Origin of the sequence: Brevibacterium sp. ACRRH (assembly GCF_022346365.1) — a bacterium.
GTDB classification, from domain to species: domain Bacteria; phylum Actinomycetota; class Actinomycetes; order Actinomycetales; family Brevibacteriaceae; genus Brevibacterium; species Brevibacterium paucivorans.
This window is the reverse complement of record NZ_JAKRMN010000003.1, coordinates 152,020-167,729: the sequence shown is the minus strand read 5'-3', so window position 1 is coordinate 167,729 and position 15,710 is coordinate 152,020. Positions and strand designations below refer to the sequence as shown.

Sequence of the window (15,710 nt, the reverse complement as noted above, 5' to 3'; positions counted from 1 at the left end):
CATGAGGAGTTGTTGTTGTGAGTCAACCGCAGTTGAAGGAGCCGGACACCTCTACTGTTCGAAGGGCCGTCGCGGCTTCTGCAATCGGTAACGCGACTGAATGGTTCGACTACGGTATCTACGCCGTTTCCGTCACCTACATCACGCAACACTTTTTCCCGGGTGAGTACGGAACCATTCTGGCGCTGGCAACCTTCGCGTTTTCGTTCCTGGTGCGTCCGCTGGGAGGTATCTTCTGGGGGCCAATGGGAGACCGCCTCGGGCGCAAGCACGTCCTTGCACTCACCATCCTGATGATGGCAGGCGCCACCTTCCTGATTGGTGTGCTCCCCACTCACGAAACCATTGGTATCGCAGCCCCGATTCTGCTTGTGATCCTGCGCGCCGTGCAAGGGTTCTCCTCCGGTGGTGAATACGGTGGTGCGGCCACCATGATGGCCGAATATGCGCCGCGTAACCGCCGTGGATTCTGGGGAAGCTTCCTGGAGTTCGGAACCCTGGCTGGTTTTGCTCTGGGCTCGCTCATTGTGTTGATGGGTGAACTGACGATCGGTAACGAAGCAATGATGGATTGGGGATGGCGCGTGCCGTTCCTGATTGCCGGTCCGCTGGGAATCGTGGGTCTGTACTTGCGAAGCAAACTGGGCGAATCGCCAGTGTTCGAAGAAATGGACGAAAAAGGTTCCGACGAAGGATCGACAGGCAAGGTCTTTGGCTCACTGTTTAAGAACCACTGGCAGCAGATCCTCATTATGACCGGGCTGGTCACGGCTGTGAACGTCGTGAACTACACGCTCTTGTCATACATGCCCACCTACTTTGAAAACAGTGTTGAGCTGTCCTCGCAGACGACGCTGACCATTATGTTCCTCGCGCAGTTCGGCATGATGCTGCTGATGCCTATTGGCGGGTTCTTGAGCGATAAGTTTGGGCGTAAGCCTATGTGGGCGTTCTCCATGATCGGACTGATTGTGGCTTCCGTGCCCATGTACATGATCATGCCAAACGGTTTCTGGTTTGCTCTGCTGGGTATTTTCGTCCTGGGAGTCCTGTACATCCCGCAGCTGTCGTCGATTTCTGCGACATTCCCAGCCATGTTCCCCACCCAGGTGCGTTACGCGGGCTTCGCTATCACGTACAACGTTGCCACCGCAGCCTTCGGTGGAACCGCACCTTCCGTGAATGAGTGGTTGATTGGTAAGACCGGTTCGCCGCTGGTGCCGGCCTTCTACATGATGGGTGCGTGCGTGATTGGTCTGATTGCAACCCTGTGCATGAAGGAGACGGCAGGGGCTACGATTCGCGGAAACCAGCTCCCCGAGGTGGGTGTCGAGGCGAAGTTCGAGGCAGACGCTAAATAGTCTGGGCGCGCTCGATGTGAGCGACGCTAAATAGTCTGGGCACGCTCGATTTGAGCGGTGATGGCTACGTAGACCTCTTCGATGGGGTCACGTAGCAGCGCTTGCCCGTAGGTGCGACGACGGTGGCCTGGGCATTCGAGGATTAGAGTTCCAAAGCGACCACGCTTGTAGCTAATGTGCGTCTGTTCCAGGGGCCATGATTCGGCGTCTCTGATGCGGCCGATTTTAGGGAACTCGACCGTCTTATCGGTGACCGTGAAATGCACGCCGGATTCCAGTGGTCCCGCGAGGATTGACCGCCTCATTCGTGCGGCAAATATGCCGAACGCAGAAAGCGAAAATAACACCAGGCACGCGACACCTGATTCCATCCATTCACGTGATTCAGGCTCCGTGGCGAAAGTGACCCACGCGATGAAGATGCCCAGCAGGCCAAAAATGACTGCTCCAGTCCACAGCAACATGAGGTTGAAAAACCTGGAGACCCGCAGGTTTTGCGACAGTGATTCTCTAACCCGAACTTCGTACCGTACGTGAGGGGAGTGTTCCACAGCTACTCCTCGCTATGAGGTTCGCCGGTCTCACCGGGTTCATCAGGGTTGTTGCGTCCCTGCTTCTTGCGACGCTCCCAGTCCAAGTCTTCTGAAATTTTGCGTAGGTAGTCGGGGTCGTCGTCAGGGGCCACTCCGCGGGCGGGTGCGCTCCCGGTAGTACCTCGACCAAACAGGAACCACAAGAGCAGCCCCACCAGTGGGACCAGAAGAATGACAGCAATCCACGCGATCTTGGGCATGATCCGAATCTGGTCTTTGTCACGGAGCGCGGCATCAAAAACCGAGTACAGAGCCACAGCGACGTATATGACGATGGCACCTAGCAGGATTCGAGACATGCCACCCAGTTTATGTGATGGGTGATCTTCGCCGGCTACGTGGACTGAAGTAAACTCGTTACATCATGCGTGACTATGTGCTGTACTTGCTGGCCCGCCTGGCCGTTCTGGTTATTGTCGTGGCGCTGACTATTACGATTTTTGGTTTCAACCTGATCTCGATGATTTGCGCGATCCTCATTTCAGCGTTTGTGAGCTACCTGGTTCTGGCTGGTTTGCGCACTCGAGCCACCGACGGCCTTATTGAGCGAAACAAGAACCGGAAAGCCCGCGCGCCTCAAGTCAAGAAGGTCAAGAAAGACTCTGACGAAGCCATCGAAGACGCGCAGATAGACGGGTCTCAGGAATAGACGCAGGTTTACCTGTCGTTCAAGCTCGCTTACAGTGCGAGTCCCAAACCGACAAGCGCCCCATACGCCAGGGCGGTAAACCCGGTGGACTTAATGCACGGAATGAGGTCCAATCCGGTGCGACCGTTTAATACGGTGCGTAGCGGGGCAATGACCAGGGCACATGATATGACCGCGATGAGCGCTGCGATGTGCCCGGCAAGAACAGGGATGAGCAGCAGTGCATACGGAACTAACACCATGACAGCGTAGGTGACGCGGGCACCTCGGTCTCCCAAAACTACTGCCAGTGTTGTCTTGCCTGCTTGCGTGTCAGTGGGGATGTCGCGCACGTTGTTCACCATGAGAACAGCGCATGCGAACAGGCCAACCCCCACGGCGGCCGCCCACATGGACAGTGTCATTGTTCCGGCTATTGCGTACCCGGTTCCCACTGTGGCGACCAGGCCAAAGAAGATGAACACAAACACTTCACCCAGTGCGTAATAGCCATACGGGTGGGAGCCTCCTGTGTAAAACCACGCGGCGAGAACCGCACACACGCCCACAGGGATAAACCACCATGCCTGTGCAACCAGCGTGAGTGCAAGACCAGCAACACCCGCTGTGGCAAAGGAAAGCATGGCAGCACGCTTGACCCGTTGCGGTGGAACAAGGCCACTGGCTGTTAAGCGGGTGGGGCCCACACGCACATCGTCAGTACCGCGCACACCGTCGGAGTAGTCGTTGGCGAAGTTCGAGCCAATCTGCAGGGCCAGTGCCACGATGAGTGCCAAAACAACGCACACAATCACGTGGAGGTAGTTGATCGTGGGGGAATCGCCCTGCAGTGGCGAACCTATGATCAGGTCCGACACTCCGCCCAGCGCGCCAATAGCCGCCCCCGCTCCCGCCAGTACCGGCGCAAATGCTAGCGGCAGAGTGCGCAAGCGGGCACCTTCAACCCACTGACCAAATGTGGCCATGACCTACCTCCTCGAAACTTCTCTAGTCTACCCGCCCGGCTGCCAGCGTTTGGGCCAGGTCACGGGCCGCTCTGCGGTCTGGCTTGCCGATCCCTTTCAGCGGAATCCGGTCAACCAACCATGTGCGGTGAGGAAGATCAGCAGGTCCCAGTTCCGTGCCAGCCAGCAGCGACTTCACGCGCGCACTCAACTGGGTGTGAGACAACTGCGCGAGCGAACTCGACGAACCGGCCATGAGCAGGACGGCCCGCTCACCAAACTCGAGGTCGGGCAGGGAGGTGAGGACCACCTCGGCGACCCCCAACGGCTCCAGTTGTCGCAACGCCACATTTTCTACCCGCAACGGCGACACATTGACGCCGCCGGAAATAAATACGTCGTCAGCCCGACCCATGATGCTCAAAACACCGTCGGTGATGGACCCCAGGTCCGAGGTGAGGAAAGTGTCGCCGTAAAACCCACTGGGCGCTCCCGGGGGAACCGCGCCGGCCGGGTGGTCGATGGGCGTGATTGTGAGGCTGCTATCAGCTCCACCGCCACGGCCAGCCCCATTCTGGCCGGGGTCGCGTTGCTCAATCCGCACGTACCCGTCGGCAAGAACGGGTCCAGAAATCATCACGCGCGACTGGGCGTCGAGCGTCAGGGTCACCGCGTCGAACGGCACTCCGTCATACACGCACCCGCCGCCGGTTTCACTCATGCCGTAGGTACGCACGATGCTCAGCCCCGCGTCGTGCGCGCGCTCCAGCAAGGCCGGCGAAATCGCTGCACCGCCCAAAAGGATCGTGGCGAAGCGACGGGCGACTTGGGTGGCCCGGGGTGACTGCAGAATGCGCACCAGCTGGGTGGGCACCAGCGACACGTACAGGGGGAGGTCACTGGTGAGCTTCTGGGCAGCCTGGGCGAACGAGTCCGCCGAGAACGCGCCTGTGTGGACGACCGGCTCGGTGCCCGCCTGCAGGGATCGGAGGATCACCTGCGCGCCGGCAATGTGGGTGTGGGGGAGTGCCAAGAGCCACTGGCCGGGGCCGTGGAGGAACCGTTCGGTGGAACGCGCCGAGGTGGTCAGCGCTGACGCTGAAAGTGCGACTGCCTTGGGTGTCCCCGTGGAGCCCGAGGTGTGAACGACTAGCGCTGGCCAGGGGGTTGCGCCCGAGGCGGGGGCGCTGGCCGGGTGAGCGACTGGGGTGAGTTCGGTGACGGGGCCACCTGGCAGCACGAGTGTGTGCGTGCCGTCCAGTGCCCCAGCGAACAGGTCGAGGACAGACGAAAAGTTGGTCACTGGTTCAGTGGCACCTCAGTAGTACCACGGGAAGGGGGACCAGTCAGGGTCGCGCTTTTCCAAGAAAGCGTCGCGACCTTCAACGGCCTCGTCAGTCATGTAGCCCAAACGCGTGGCTTCACCTGCGAACACCTGCTGCCCGAGAAGCCCGTCGTCAACCAGGTTGAACGCGAACTTGAGCATGCGCTGCGCGTTGGGGGACTTGCCCATGATTTCGCGCGCCATGTGCAGGGCTGCGTCTTCAAGCTCAGCGTGGGGCACTACTTCGTTCACTGCGCCCATGTCGTGCATGTCTTGAGCAGAGTAAGTGCGGCCCAGGAAAAAGATCTCGCGGGCGCGTTTCTGCCCCACCATCTTGGCCAGGTAGGCCGACCCGTAACCGGCGTCGTAGGAACCCACGTCAGCGTCGGTCTGCTTAAACTTTGCGTGTTCTTCACTGGCGATCGTCATATCGCACACCACGTGCAGACTGTGCCCGCCACCGGCCGCCCAGCCGGGCACCACTGCGATCACCACTTTGGGCATGGTGCGAATCAGGCGCTGAACCTCAAGAATGTGGAGCCTGCCCGCACGGGCCGGGTCCACAGTTTCAGCAGTTTCCCCGCCGGCGTATTGGTAGCCGGAACGACCTCGGATTCGTTGGTCCCCACCGGAACAGAACGCCCATCCACCGTCTTTGGGGCTGGGGCCGTTTCCGGTGAGCAAAACGCACCCCACGTCTGGTGTTTGGCGTGCGTGGTCAAGTGCCTGATACAGTTCGTCGACTGTGTGCGGACGGAATGCGTTGCGCACGTGTGGCCGGTCAAACGCGATGCGCACACACCCAAAATCCGAACCGTCGGGGTTGATGGCGCGGTGGTAGGTGATATCGGTGAAGTCGAATCCCTGAACCTCACGCCACTTGGTGGGGTCGAAAATGTCTGAAACAGTCATGAAGCCAGCATAGTGGCTACAGTTCTGTGCATGGACGCACGCGATCTTCCACTCGAACCCGGCGAACTGTTCAGCGAAATGCACGTGGTGACCCTTCCCATGGTCACACGGTTCCGCGGAATCACTGAGCGGGAACTCATGGTGGTCAAGGGGCCAGCCGGGTGGGCGGAGTTTTCGCCGTTTGTGGAGTATCGCGTGGATGAGGCGTCGCAATGGTTGCGTGCCACGGTCGAAGCGGCCACGACTGAGTTCCCCACGCCTGTCCGTGACACGGTGCGCATCAACGCGACCGTGCCGGCATGTCCCGCACATGAGGTCGGCGGGATTTTGGGTAGGTTTCCCGGCGCCGAGGTGGTAAAAGTGAAGATCGCTGCTCGCGGTCTTGACAGTGTGGAAGAGGACGTGGAGCGGGTGAGCGCCGTGTTGAGGCTCAGTTCCGCGCGGATCAGGTTGGATGCCAACGGGGCGTATTCCGTTTCGGAAGCCGTGAATGCCATACGAAGGTTTACTCACGTTCCCGGGTTTGTTGAACGGGTGGAGTACATCGAACAGCCGTGCGCACGTGTAGAGGACTTAGTGGCTGTGCGTGAACAGGTGGAGGGTGTGCGGATTGCTGCCGATGAGTCGATTCGTAAAGCCCAAGACCCGTTGCGGGTTGCGCGGTTGGGGGCCGCCGATCACATCGTCGCCAAGGTGCAGCCGTTGGGCGGTGTGCGAGCAGCTATCCGCGTTGTTGAGCAGTGCGGGTTGCCGGCCACAGTGTCTTCCGCTCTTGAGTCCTCGGTGGGGCTCAGCGCTGGGGTAGCGCTCGCAGCGAGCCTCGAGGACGAATCGGCCGCAGGTTTGGGCACGGCAGCGCTGTTGTCAGCCGATGTGGTGACGAATCCGTTGCGCGCTCGCGAAGGCGTGTTGCCGGTTGGGCGGGTGGAACCGTCGCAGCTCTTGTTGGAAAAGCATCGTGCCCAGCCCGCGCGTACCGAATGGTGGGTTCGGCGATTGCGCGCGTGCTGGGCACGGTTGCGTGAGGGGCGTGAGGACTAGCCTAGTTTTTCGAGAATAGTTTGAACTTCTTTCGACATTTCAGCGTCGTCAGAGCCACTGCCAGCGGACCCTGTGCCGAACGTAGTACCACTCACCAGCACGTTACCTTTACGGGTGGTGACTGTAGAGATAGGGCCACTGCCTATGTCTTTGAGTTCCATGCTCATGACCAGAGCCTCGTCAGCACCGTCTACTGAACCGTCTTTTGTCTCCGTTGTAACGGTGAGCTTTTGGCCACCAACGTCCATGGTGATGGTGGAGCACTTGCTTATGCCGTCTTTGGAGTTCGCCAGTTCTTTTTTGGCTTCATCTTCAGAGCCATAAACAACTCCAGATGCGGCTGCCTCCTGACCTTTAGTTCCCACAATCGTTTTGTCGGAAGTTGTTTCGTCGATGCGCTGAACCTGATTCAAGAGAACCCCTTTACATTCTTCGGGTTCAACCTTTGCCTGCTCCAAATTTTTCATGGTTGGTGGCTGCGAGTTGGCCTGGAGCTCATATCCCGCGTCTTTGAAAGCCTGCTCGACCTGTTCCTTGGTGTAGGCGCTGTTTTGTGCCTGATCGTCACTTGAGTCTTGGCTCTGATCCTGGCCTTGTTCTTGGCCCTGGTTGTTGCCTTCTTGTGGGGCGCCGGGCTCACCTGTTGAGCAGGCGGCCAGAGTAAGGGATGCGCCGATCGCGACGGTTGCAAATGCGGTTCGAATGGTTTTCATGTTGTACCTCCGCGAAAAACGATAGCAATGGGTAGAGACCTACGGCACATTGTTCATGCGAAATTGGTGCGATGTTTCAGGGTTGGAACACGCGCTGTTCGCGCTTGACCGAAGGCTTGAGCATCCCGTGGGTGCGTGCGAGAACCAGCATGAGGATTCCAGCGGAAAGCGCGATGACAATAGTGATCACGGACGCTTCAACCCCCATGTCGCCACCGGTGAGCCATGCGGGTCCTTCCCACTTTGCGTTGAGGAGCCCCGCGGTGTCGCCGGTTCCAGAAACGTCAGAGCTGAAGATGCCAGCTTGCGCGAAATTCCACCCCGTGTGGATTCCGATCGCCAGCCACAGGCGACGGGTCAGGAAGTACGCGGCGCCCAACAGAACTCCTGCTTCAAGGGCGATTGCGAACGCCCCAAAAAGCGAAGCCTCGGGGTTTGTGATGTGGACGAGTCCAAAGGTCAGCGAGGTCACCAGCAAAGCCGGGAGCCATCCCCACCACGCGTCCAGAATGCGTAGCCCGAAACCTCGGAACAGGATTTCTTCCATGAAACCCGGCCCAAGCCCCATCGCGAAAGCAACCAGAAGAGCGGGCAACAGGGTGGCGCCCACGTGGATGCCGGTCACCGAATATCCGCCCAGAATCCAGATCACGGCAACGGCCAGGGCGATCAGAACGATTCCCGTGCCCACTCCCAGAATGAACTCCAGGAACTTACGTTTACCTTTCATGCCGTTGCCTGGGGTGCCACCCACTTTGCTCACGATGAACAGGTATCCACCCACCGAGAACGCTATTCCGAGTGCCACTCCCACGCACAGAAGAACCGTGGGAAGAAGTTCAGGGGATCGCCCGCTGAAACCAATCATGTTGGGAATCTCTTCAGGTTGCCCCGTGGCGGTCGCATACACCGCAACTGGGATGACCATCAGGGTCTGTGAAACAACGAACAGCACGATCCCCAGAACGAGTTGTACACCACGCCGCTTGTCGTTTCTGTGTACCGCTGGTTCGTGTGGCACAGCAGAGGGGGCGTACGGGGAGGGAGGATAGTTCATGTTTCAAGTCTAGCGAAGCGTGATTGAATCGAGACGTGAACATCTCCACTGCTACCGCCCGCGAAATTGCACGTGAATGCGTGCGTTTAGGGATGAAACACGTTGTTGTGTGTCCCGGTTCCAGGTCCGCGCCGCTCACGTACGCTTTCGCTGAACTGGACCGGCAGGGCATCATCACGGCCCACGTGCGCATTGACGAACGTTCGGCTGGATTTCTCGCTTTGGGGATCGCCAAGGGGCTGCGAGCGCAGCAGGTTCCGGGGCCGGTTGTGGTGGTCACCACCTCGGGAACGGCGGTGTTGAACCTGGGGCCCGCCATCGCCGAGGCCGCCTACAGCCACGTGCCCATCGTCGCCTTGACGGCGGACCGGCCTGCGCGCTTGCGGGCAACGGGAGCTAACCAGACGCTGGATGACCAGTCTCGTGATTTGCCCGAGGTGATGGCTGCCTATGATGTCCCGGCAGGTGAGCCTGCCCCGGTTGCAGACGCGTTGGCGGTGGCAATGGGTGAAACGGGTCTGCCTGGGCCGGTGCAGTTGAACGTGCAGTTCGATGTTCCTCTGGTGCCAGAAGCATCAGACTTCCCATGGGAGGTGCCCCAAGAGAGCGCCAGGGCCTTCCACGTCCACCCAAGTGAGCAGGATATTCAGGTGCTCGCAGATGCGTTGGACGCACTGAAGAAGCCTGGAACTATTGCAGTAGTGGGTGACTGTTCAGGTTTCGACGTTCCGCGCGGGGTGGTGCGGGGCATGCTGGCGGGGGTTCCGGTGTTTGCCGAGCCCACCTCGGCGCTCATTGACATGTCCGTGCCCGTGCCACACCGGGTGCTGGACGCACGAGGCTGGGACGATGTGACCACCGTGGTTCAGTACGGAAAGGCCACATTGTTTAGACCCACCGCCAAGCTGTTGGCCCAGCGTCCACTTTTCACGATCCCGCTCAATGTGGAGTGGTGGCCCGAGGAAGCGATTGAGCGGGCGCGGGCTTTGAGCGCGGAACGTTCGGGCACAGGCGCAGAAGGCGCAGATAGCGACACGGAAGCTGGGCACGAACCGCGCGTTGAGTTCGCGGGAAACTGGCCGGCAGAACTCAGCGTGGCAGAAAGCATCGTGTCAACGATCGCAGCGGGCAGTTCCCACATGCTGGTGGGAAGCTCGAACGCCGTGCGATACCTAGCGAATGTGCCTCCCACCGGCTGTTACATTCACGCATCGCGGGGGCTGGCCGGCATCGACGGGCTCATTTCGACCGGGGTTGGAATCGCCAAAGCAGGGCAGGGCCAGCACTGTCGTCACGGCGACCTTCTGGCAATCGTGATCGGAGATGTGACCGCCCTACACGATATCGGGGGACTTCTGCTGGAAACAGGTGAAAACCTGCCACCGGTGCAGGTCTTCATCCTCAACGACGACGGCGGGTCCATCTTTGCTGGTCTTGAACACGGCCAAGACCACTTAGCCCCATACTTCGACAGGTTTTTCGCTACCCGCCACGGCCGGAATTTCGACCACCTGGCCACCGGCTACGGCTGGTCCTACCGGTACATCAACACCATGAGTGACCTGCAGGTTGCTGTCGACGGCAAACAGCCAGGGGTGTATGAAGTGGTGTTTACACCTGATCAATAAGGTGGGCCACACCCAATGCGGACATCATGGGGGTGAGCTTGGCGCGGGTTTCAGCAAGTTCAGAAGCCGGGTCGGAATCCGGCATGATCCCACAACCGGCCCACAAACGAATCTTGTTGCGGCTTTCTAACTGACCGCACCGCAACGCGATGCCCAATTGCCCATCCCCATTGCCATCGATCCATCCGACGGGACCTGCGTAACGACCTCGGTCTGCTTTCTCCACGTGGGCGATGTGCTCCCAGGCTGCCTCCCGAGGCACCCCACCCACCGCGGCAGTAGGGTGAACCGCCTGCGCAACATCCAGCAACGTGTGACCCGGCTTCACAACCCCGTGGGCATCGGACGCCAAGTGGATGACATTCGACAGGGCCAGCAAGTGCGGTTCAGGGTCCACCTCGAGCTCAGAACACAAAGGCGACAACGTCTGGGCCAGCGAGTCAATCGCGTAACGGTGTTCGGCCGTGTCCTTCGCCCCACCCAACTGGGCGCGGGCGGCCGCCAGCTCCGACCTCGGGTCATTCGACACCCGGTACGTGCCCGCCAACACCCGGGACTCAACCCGGTCGCCTGAACGAGAGATGAGGAGTTCCGGGGTCGCGCCCACCATGCCGGCAACGCAGAACGTCCACGTGGATGGGTATGACCGGTTCAACGCGCCCACCAGGGCACGCACGTCAATGTCGTTGCCGGTTTCGACCACGGCGTCCCGGGCCACCACGATCTTGCTGGCGCGGCCCGACTGCATGATCTCGATGGCCTGGGTGACGGCGCGCGTGTAGCGCTCGCCGGACACATGCCCGTCGTGTACCTGCGGGTCCCGAGGTGGTTGCAGCGCCGCGTCGCGCAGTTTGAGTTCCGTGTGGGGGGCGCCGGTGACGTTGACGGCGGTGAGCCACACACGCCCGTCACGCCTGCCCATAATGAACTGGGGAATGTCGATGACAGATTCGGCCTGGGAGTCCTCAGCAAACGCGATCGTGGTGAAACCCACGAGCCCGGAACCTGGCAGGCGAACCGGGTTATCAACCGTGGCGTTGCCAGAAATTGAGCGCCACACGGTAGACAGATCCGAAAACCGGTTGCCACCTCGGGCGCGGATCCGCACAGCGCGACCGAAGCCCACCAACCCACTGTTACCCCGCACCCAGCAAGCCAGAGTGTCCGTGGGCAACTGGGTGAGGAACTCCATGCTGGTGGCGGGGAGGCCGCCCACGAAAGGGGCGGGTGCTTCTGGGGTGACACCGTCGACAAACCACGACCGGACAGACAGCGTGGGCGCTGTGTCGCCGGGCCACACTGTCAGAGTTTCTGCCAGGGTTTCTGCGTTTGTCTCACCGTTCACGTCCTTCATGGTATCGGGAAGGAATTTCGCTAAGCCATGCCAGACCTGCGAAGATAAAGGAATGAGTCGCGCCCACTTAGACAAGCAGAAATCGGATGTCGCATCGATGTTCGACGCTGTTGCAGACCGTTACGACCTCACCAACGATGCCATGACATTCGGTCTGTCGCGGTGGTGGCGCGTGGAAAACACACGGTCGGTGGACCCGCAGCCGGGTGAAAAGATCCTGGACTTGGCGGCCGGTACGGGGTCCAGTTCCGTTCCGTATGCCCAGGCTGGCGCGCACGTCATTGCCGGCGATATCTCTGAAGGCATGTTGGAAGTGGGTCGCAAACGCCACCCCGACATCGAGTTTGTGTACGCAGACGCGCTGGACCTGCCGTTTGATGACAACGAATTCGACGCCGTGACCATCACATACGGATTCCGCAACGTGCAGGATCCCACGCGTGCGTTGGCTGAAATGTTGCGTGTGCTCAAACCAGGCGGGCGGCTGGTCATCACGGAGTTTTCCACGCCCACGTTTGCACCGTTCTCAAAGTTTTACAAGCAGTACATCATGCGCGCGCTTCCCGCGGTGGCCAAGGTTGTGTCCTCTAACCCGGAAGCGTACGTGTACTTGGCTGAGTCGATCCGTGGGTGGCCCGCGCAGTTGGACCTGTCGTACATGATTCGCGACGCGGGCTTTGACCAGGTTAAATACCGCAACCTCACGGGTGGGATCGTTGCGATCCACCACGCTATTAAACCGGGGGCTATTCAACCGGGAGGCCAGTCGTAAGTGGCTGACTTTGACGTCATTGTTGTAGGTGCCGGCCCGGGTGGTTCAGCGGCCGCCGCGCATATGGCCCGAGGTGGGTTACGTGTGGCGCTGGTCGAGAAGGCCGGTTTCCCACGCGACAAGATCTGCGGTGACGCGCTGACCCCGCGGGCGGTGCGTGAGCTGGGGTATCTAGGTTTTGAGAACCCGGGGTGGCACGAAAACCGGGGCCTGCGCCTGTTTGGCGGCGGGCACCGGGTGGAACTCGAATGGCCGCGCGTGTCCGGCATGCCCAACTACGGGCTGACGGCCCCACGTGTTCTGTTAGATGAAGCCTTGGCCCGTCACGCGCAGGCCAGCGGCGCGCACCTTTTTGAGAACACGCAGGTGACGGAAGCGTTCTTTGAAAACGGTTGGGTCGCTGGCGTGCATGCGGAAGTGACTGATGACCGAGGCCGTCGAACGGGGGAGCGGGTGACGTTCCGGGCGCCGTTGGTGATCGCGGCGGACGGAGTGTCGTCCAGGACTGCGGTGAAAATGGGCATCCGAAAGCGTGACGACCGACCCATGGGTGTCGCGGTGCGCACGTACTTCGAGTCGCCGCGCCACGACGACGACTTCATCGAATCGTGGCTCGAACTACGCGCAGACGCAGGCAGTGGGGGCAGTGGTGAACCGTTGCCTGGATATGGGTGGCTGTTCCCCCTGGGCGACGGCACGATCAATGTGGGACTGGGCATGCTGAATACGTCCCCGGATTTCCGCAATGTGGACTACAAGAAGACACTGCACCAGTGGGTGGGGTCCGTGGGGTCACGCTGGGGCATCGACCCCGACGCGGCGCTCGCGGACGCTAAGAGCGCCGCACTGCCTATGGCATTTAACCGCACACCGCACTTCAAAGACGGAGTCATGCTGGTGGGGGATGCCGCGGGAATGGTGAACACATTTAACGGCGAAGGCATCGACTATGCAATGGAGTCGGCACGCATTGCAGCCGATATTGTGGTGACCCACCACGGCTACCCAACCGGGGCGTGGAAGTCGGCGGTGAGTGCGTACCCGGCGATCGTGCGGGAAGCGTACGGGTCGTATGTGACGATGGGTCGAGCGTTCGCAAACCTGATCGGACATCCCCAGATCATGAAACTGGGGCTAAAGTACGGTATGAGCAGTTCCACGCTGATGAAGTTTGTGGTGAAACTGTTTGCAAACGTGTACGAAGAACGTTCCGGCAAGGACATCCTCGACCACGTCATTGCAGGCCTTGAACGGGTGGTGCCTGCAACAAGCAACGAAACAGGAATGGGGACATGACAAGCACCTCGACGCCAAAGAATCACGGGCGACTCGCGCTTGATGCTGTGGGCGGGTCTCTGTCCGACGACGTGTCGAACATGCTTGTCGACGAACTCCAGAAAGTCGAAACGGTCCTTGACGCCTCGGTGAGTCAGACCTCGGCCTTTGCTGACGAAACCTCCCACCACCTCATGCGGGCCGGAGGAAAACGCGTACGCCCCATGCTGGTTTTGCTGTGCTCACTTTTGGGCGATGGAGTTTCACCCCGCGTGCATACGGCAGCGGCCGCGGTGGAACTGGTCCACTTGGCCAGCCTGTACCACGACGACGTTATGGACGAAGCCCCCAAACGCAGGGGCGCGCTGTCTGCCCACGAAAAATGGGGTAACAACGTCGCGATTCTGACCGGCGACTTGCTGTTTGCCCGAGCTTCGCAGCTGAGCCTGGAAGTGGGCGCAGAAGCCATGCAGGTGCAGGCCGAAACGTTTGAGCGCCTGGTCCTGGGGCAGTTGCACGAATTTGTAGGAGCCACCGAATCGGACGATTCGATTGAGCACTACCTGTCAGTCCTGGCCGACAAAACGGGGTCCCTGATTTCTGCGTCGTGCCAGTTCGGAGTGATCGCGTCTAACGGGCCAGCCGAGTTGCGCCCGGTTGTGAAAGAGTACGGCGAGGCCGTGGGGGTCGCGTTCCAGCTTGCTGACGACGTCATCGACCTCACTGTAGACGGAAAGGACTCGGGGAAGACCCCGGGTACTGACCTGCGTGAAGGGGTGGCAACGCTGCCTGTTCTGTTGGCGCGCAAGGCGGCAGAAGCCGGGGATGAGTCCGCCGCCGAGGTCGTCGCCAAGGTGGACTCCGACCTCACCGAAGATGCGGCGCTCGAAGAAGCCCGCCAAGCTTTGGCCGGACACCAGGTGCTTGAACAGACCCGGGCAGAAGCGCGCGCATGGGCCGACCGTGCGGTAGAAGCATTGGCCCCGTTGCCCGACGGCGAAATCAAGGACGCACTTTCTACCTTCGCATACGGGACGGTTGAGCGGGCGCGGTGAACCACCTCGGCGGCGGTTAGCGGAGCGTCAATTAGCGGAGCCGGCGCCTACGGCGGGCGGCCATCACGCCGTCCACACATACCAGCACCACGGTCACCCAGATGATGCCGAACCCTGCCCACCGCGACGGTGTCATGTGCTCACCCATGATGATGACTCCCGTGATGAACTGCATGGTGGGGGTCACGTATTGCAACATGCCCACCCAGGACAGCGGGATGCGTGAAGCCGCGCTTCCGAACAGGATCAGCGGGATCGCGGTGACGGGACCCAGACAGAGCATGAGGATGACGTGCAGTGGGCCGTTGGTTTCGAACTGCGACTGCCCCTGTGAGACCAGGTAGAGGACGTAGACCAGGGACGGGATGAACAAGACGATCGTTTCGATGGTCATCGCTTCGAGAGCTCCGGCGCGGCTACCCACACGTTTCTTGATAAGGCCGTAGAGGCCAAACGACAAGGCGACGCCCACGCCCAGGAGGGGGAACCGGCCGTTGCCTACCGCGATAACCACGACGGCGACCGCGCCGATTCCCATGGCTAGCCACTGGAGTGGGCGGAGTTTTTCTTTCAGGAACAGCACGCCCAAGAGCACGGAGATCAGAGGGTTGATGTAGTAGCCCAGGGAGACTTCAACCACGCGGCCGATGTCCACGCCTAAGACGAAAATGAACCAGTTGATGGCAACGGTGATCGCCGCCAAGGTGAGGAGTCCTAGGATGCGCGGGGTGCGCAACAGGCGCCACAGGCGGGGGAAACCGCGTGCGAGCAGGAGCAGGATCAGGCAGAAGAACAGCGACCAGACGATTCGGTGGGCCAGGATTTCCAGTGGGCCTGCCGGTTGGATGATCGTGAAGAACAGGGGCAGGGCTCCCCACATGAGGTACGCGCCGAGGCCAAAAAGGAGGCCGGCCTTTCGGCGGGCCTGTTCGTCATCCGGGATGCCTTGGTTTGGTTCCGGGGTGTTTGGTTCGTTGTTTGGGTGCGCGTTCACACGGGAAGTTTATACACAAGTTTCGCCGAGGTGTGTGC

16 protein-coding genes are annotated in these 15,710 nt (G+C 60.4%); 7 read left to right on the top strand and 9 right to left on the bottom strand.

The genetic code is table 11. The features are described 5' to 3' along the window. Window positions 1-17: 17 nt before the first annotated feature. Window positions 18-1,361 carry an MFS transporter gene (locus MHX53_RS04400; RefSeq protein ID WP_239271384.1) on the top strand — a complete coding sequence of 448 codons (1,344 nt, stop codon included), beginning with the start codon at window positions 18-20 and terminating at the stop codon, window positions 1,359-1,361. Window positions 1,362-1,387: 26 nt separating this feature from the next. Here the strand turns inward: MHX53_RS04400 and MHX53_RS04395 are convergent, their stop codons facing one another. Beyond that, window positions 1,388-1,912 (bottom strand): hypothetical protein, encoded by a 525-nt coding sequence (locus MHX53_RS04395; protein ID WP_239271383.1) that lies wholly within the window; start codon window positions 1,910-1,912, stop codon window positions 1,388-1,390. A 2-nt stretch (window positions 1,913-1,914) separates the two neighbouring features. Continuing rightward, on the bottom strand, window positions 1,915-2,253 hold the full coding sequence (locus MHX53_RS04390) for a PLDc N-terminal domain-containing protein (RefSeq protein WP_102238498.1): 339 nt from the start codon (window positions 2,251-2,253) through the stop codon (window positions 1,915-1,917). 65 nt (window positions 2,254-2,318) lie between these two features. On the opposite strand from MHX53_RS04390, the gene MHX53_RS04385 reads away from it, so the two are divergent. Next, window positions 2,319-2,603 (top strand): DUF4229 domain-containing protein, encoded by a 285-nt coding sequence (locus MHX53_RS04385; RefSeq protein ID WP_239271382.1) that lies wholly within the window; start codon window positions 2,319-2,321, stop codon window positions 2,601-2,603. Between the two features lie 29 nt (window positions 2,604-2,632). Here the strand turns inward: MHX53_RS04385 and MHX53_RS04380 are convergent, their stop codons facing one another. From MHX53_RS04380 to MHX53_RS04370, 3 genes are read right to left on the bottom strand one after another with little or no spacing between them, the layout of a single operon-like run. Then, window positions 2,633-3,568, bottom strand: coding sequence for a 1,4-dihydroxy-2-naphthoate polyprenyltransferase (locus tag MHX53_RS04380; RefSeq protein WP_239271381.1), 936 nt, complete (start codon window positions 3,566-3,568; stop codon window positions 2,633-2,635). A gap of 22 nt (window positions 3,569-3,590) precedes the next feature. Beyond that, window positions 3,591-4,850: an AMP-binding protein gene (locus tag MHX53_RS04375; RefSeq protein WP_239271380.1), complete on the bottom strand. Its 1,260-nt coding sequence runs from the start codon at window positions 4,848-4,850 to the stop codon at window positions 3,591-3,593. 15 nt (window positions 4,851-4,865) lie between these two features. Continuing rightward, on the bottom strand, window positions 4,866-5,783 hold the full coding sequence (locus MHX53_RS04370; protein WP_239271379.1) for a 1,4-dihydroxy-2-naphthoyl-CoA synthase: 918 nt from the start codon (window positions 5,781-5,783) through the stop codon (window positions 4,866-4,868). Between the two features lie 30 nt (window positions 5,784-5,813). Here MHX53_RS04370 and MHX53_RS04365 point away from each other — a divergent pair, with 30 nt between their 5' ends. Then, the gene (locus MHX53_RS04365; RefSeq protein WP_239271378.1) at window positions 5,814-6,824 is read left to right on the top strand and encodes an o-succinylbenzoate synthase; all 1,011 of its coding nucleotides are present in this window, start codon (window positions 5,814-5,816) and stop codon (window positions 6,822-6,824) included. Here MHX53_RS04365 and MHX53_RS04360 read toward each other — a convergent pair. Both MHX53_RS04360 and MHX53_RS04355 read right to left on the bottom strand, forming a co-directional pair. Then, a complete protein-coding gene (locus MHX53_RS04360; protein WP_204515506.1) occupies window positions 6,821-7,537 on the bottom strand; it encodes a sensor domain-containing protein in 717 nt (238 codons plus the stop codon). The genes MHX53_RS04365 and MHX53_RS04360 overlap by 4 nt on opposite strands. Window positions 7,538-7,613: 76 nt before the next feature. Further along, window positions 7,614-8,594, bottom strand: coding sequence for a CPBP family intramembrane glutamic endopeptidase (locus MHX53_RS04355; RefSeq protein WP_239271377.1), 981 nt, complete (start codon window positions 8,592-8,594; stop codon window positions 7,614-7,616). A 35-nt stretch (window positions 8,595-8,629) separates the two neighbouring features. Here MHX53_RS04355 and menD point away from each other — a divergent pair, with 35 nt between their 5' ends. After that, the gene (menD, locus tag MHX53_RS04350; protein ID WP_239271376.1) at window positions 8,630-10,222 is read left to right on the top strand and encodes a 2-succinyl-5-enolpyruvyl-6-hydroxy-3-cyclohexene-1-carboxylic-acid synthase; all 1,593 of its coding nucleotides are present in this window, start codon (window positions 8,630-8,632) and stop codon (window positions 10,220-10,222) included. On the opposite strand, the gene MHX53_RS04345 is transcribed toward menD, so the two are convergent. Further along, window positions 10,206-11,576, bottom strand: coding sequence for an isochorismate synthase (locus MHX53_RS04345; protein WP_239271375.1), 1,371 nt, complete (start codon window positions 11,574-11,576; stop codon window positions 10,206-10,208). The genes menD and MHX53_RS04345 overlap by 17 nt on opposite strands. Before the next feature lie 52 nt (window positions 11,577-11,628). On the opposite strand from MHX53_RS04345, the gene MHX53_RS04340 reads away from it, so the two are divergent. From MHX53_RS04340 to MHX53_RS04330, 3 genes are read left to right on the top strand one after another with little or no spacing between them, the layout of a single operon-like run. Continuing rightward, window positions 11,629-12,348 (top strand): demethylmenaquinone methyltransferase, encoded by a 720-nt coding sequence (locus MHX53_RS04340; protein ID WP_239271374.1) that lies wholly within the window; start codon window positions 11,629-11,631, stop codon window positions 12,346-12,348. After that, a complete protein-coding gene (locus MHX53_RS04335) occupies window positions 12,349-13,644 on the top strand; it encodes a geranylgeranyl reductase family protein (RefSeq protein ID WP_239271373.1) in 1,296 nt (431 codons plus the stop codon). Beyond that, window positions 13,641-14,678 carry a polyprenyl synthetase family protein gene (locus tag MHX53_RS04330; RefSeq protein ID WP_204515511.1) on the top strand — a complete coding sequence of 346 codons (1,038 nt, stop codon included), beginning with the start codon at window positions 13,641-13,643 and terminating at the stop codon, window positions 14,676-14,678. The genes MHX53_RS04335 and MHX53_RS04330 overlap by 4 nt, the downstream gene beginning before the upstream one ends. Before the next feature lie 31 nt (window positions 14,679-14,709). Here MHX53_RS04330 and rarD read toward each other — a convergent pair whose 3' ends face one another. After that, window positions 14,710-15,672, bottom strand: coding sequence for an EamA family transporter RarD (gene rarD, locus MHX53_RS04325; RefSeq protein ID WP_204515512.1), 963 nt, complete (start codon window positions 15,670-15,672; stop codon window positions 14,710-14,712). Between the last annotated feature and the right edge of the window lie 38 nt (window positions 15,673-15,710).

Excerpts from the sequence above, each read along its gene's own strand:
- MHX53_RS04390 (WP_102238498.1), bottom strand. The coding sequence starts at position 2,253 with ATGTCTCGAATCCTGCTAGGTGCCATCGTCATATACGTCGCTGTGGCT.
- MHX53_RS04385 (WP_239271382.1), top strand. The coding sequence starts at position 2,319 with ATGCGTGACTATGTGCTGTACTTGCTGGCCCGCCTGGCCGTTCTGGTT.
- MHX53_RS04380 (WP_239271381.1), bottom strand. The coding sequence starts at position 3,568 with ATGGCCACATTTGGTCAGTGGGTTGAAGGTGCCCGCTTGCGCACTCTG.
- MHX53_RS04370 (WP_239271379.1), bottom strand. The coding sequence starts at position 5,783 with ATGACTGTTTCAGACATTTTCGACCCCACCAAGTGGCGTGAGGTTCAG.
- MHX53_RS04365 (WP_239271378.1), top strand. The coding sequence starts at position 5,814 with ATGGACGCACGCGATCTTCCACTCGAACCCGGCGAACTGTTCAGCGAA.
- MHX53_RS04360 (WP_204515506.1), bottom strand. The coding sequence starts at position 7,537 with ATGAAAACCATTCGAACCGCATTTGCAACCGTCGCGATCGGCGCATCC.
- MHX53_RS04355 (WP_239271377.1), bottom strand. The coding sequence starts at position 8,594 with ATGAACTATCCTCCCTCCCCGTACGCCCCCTCTGCTGTGCCACACGAA.
- MHX53_RS04345 (WP_239271375.1), bottom strand. The coding sequence starts at position 11,576 with ATGAAGGACGTGAACGGTGAGACAAACGCAGAAACCCTGGCAGAAACT.
- MHX53_RS04340 (WP_239271374.1), top strand. The coding sequence starts at position 11,629 with ATGAGTCGCGCCCACTTAGACAAGCAGAAATCGGATGTCGCATCGATG.
- MHX53_RS04330 (WP_204515511.1), top strand. The coding sequence starts at position 13,641 with ATGACAAGCACCTCGACGCCAAAGAATCACGGGCGACTCGCGCTTGAT.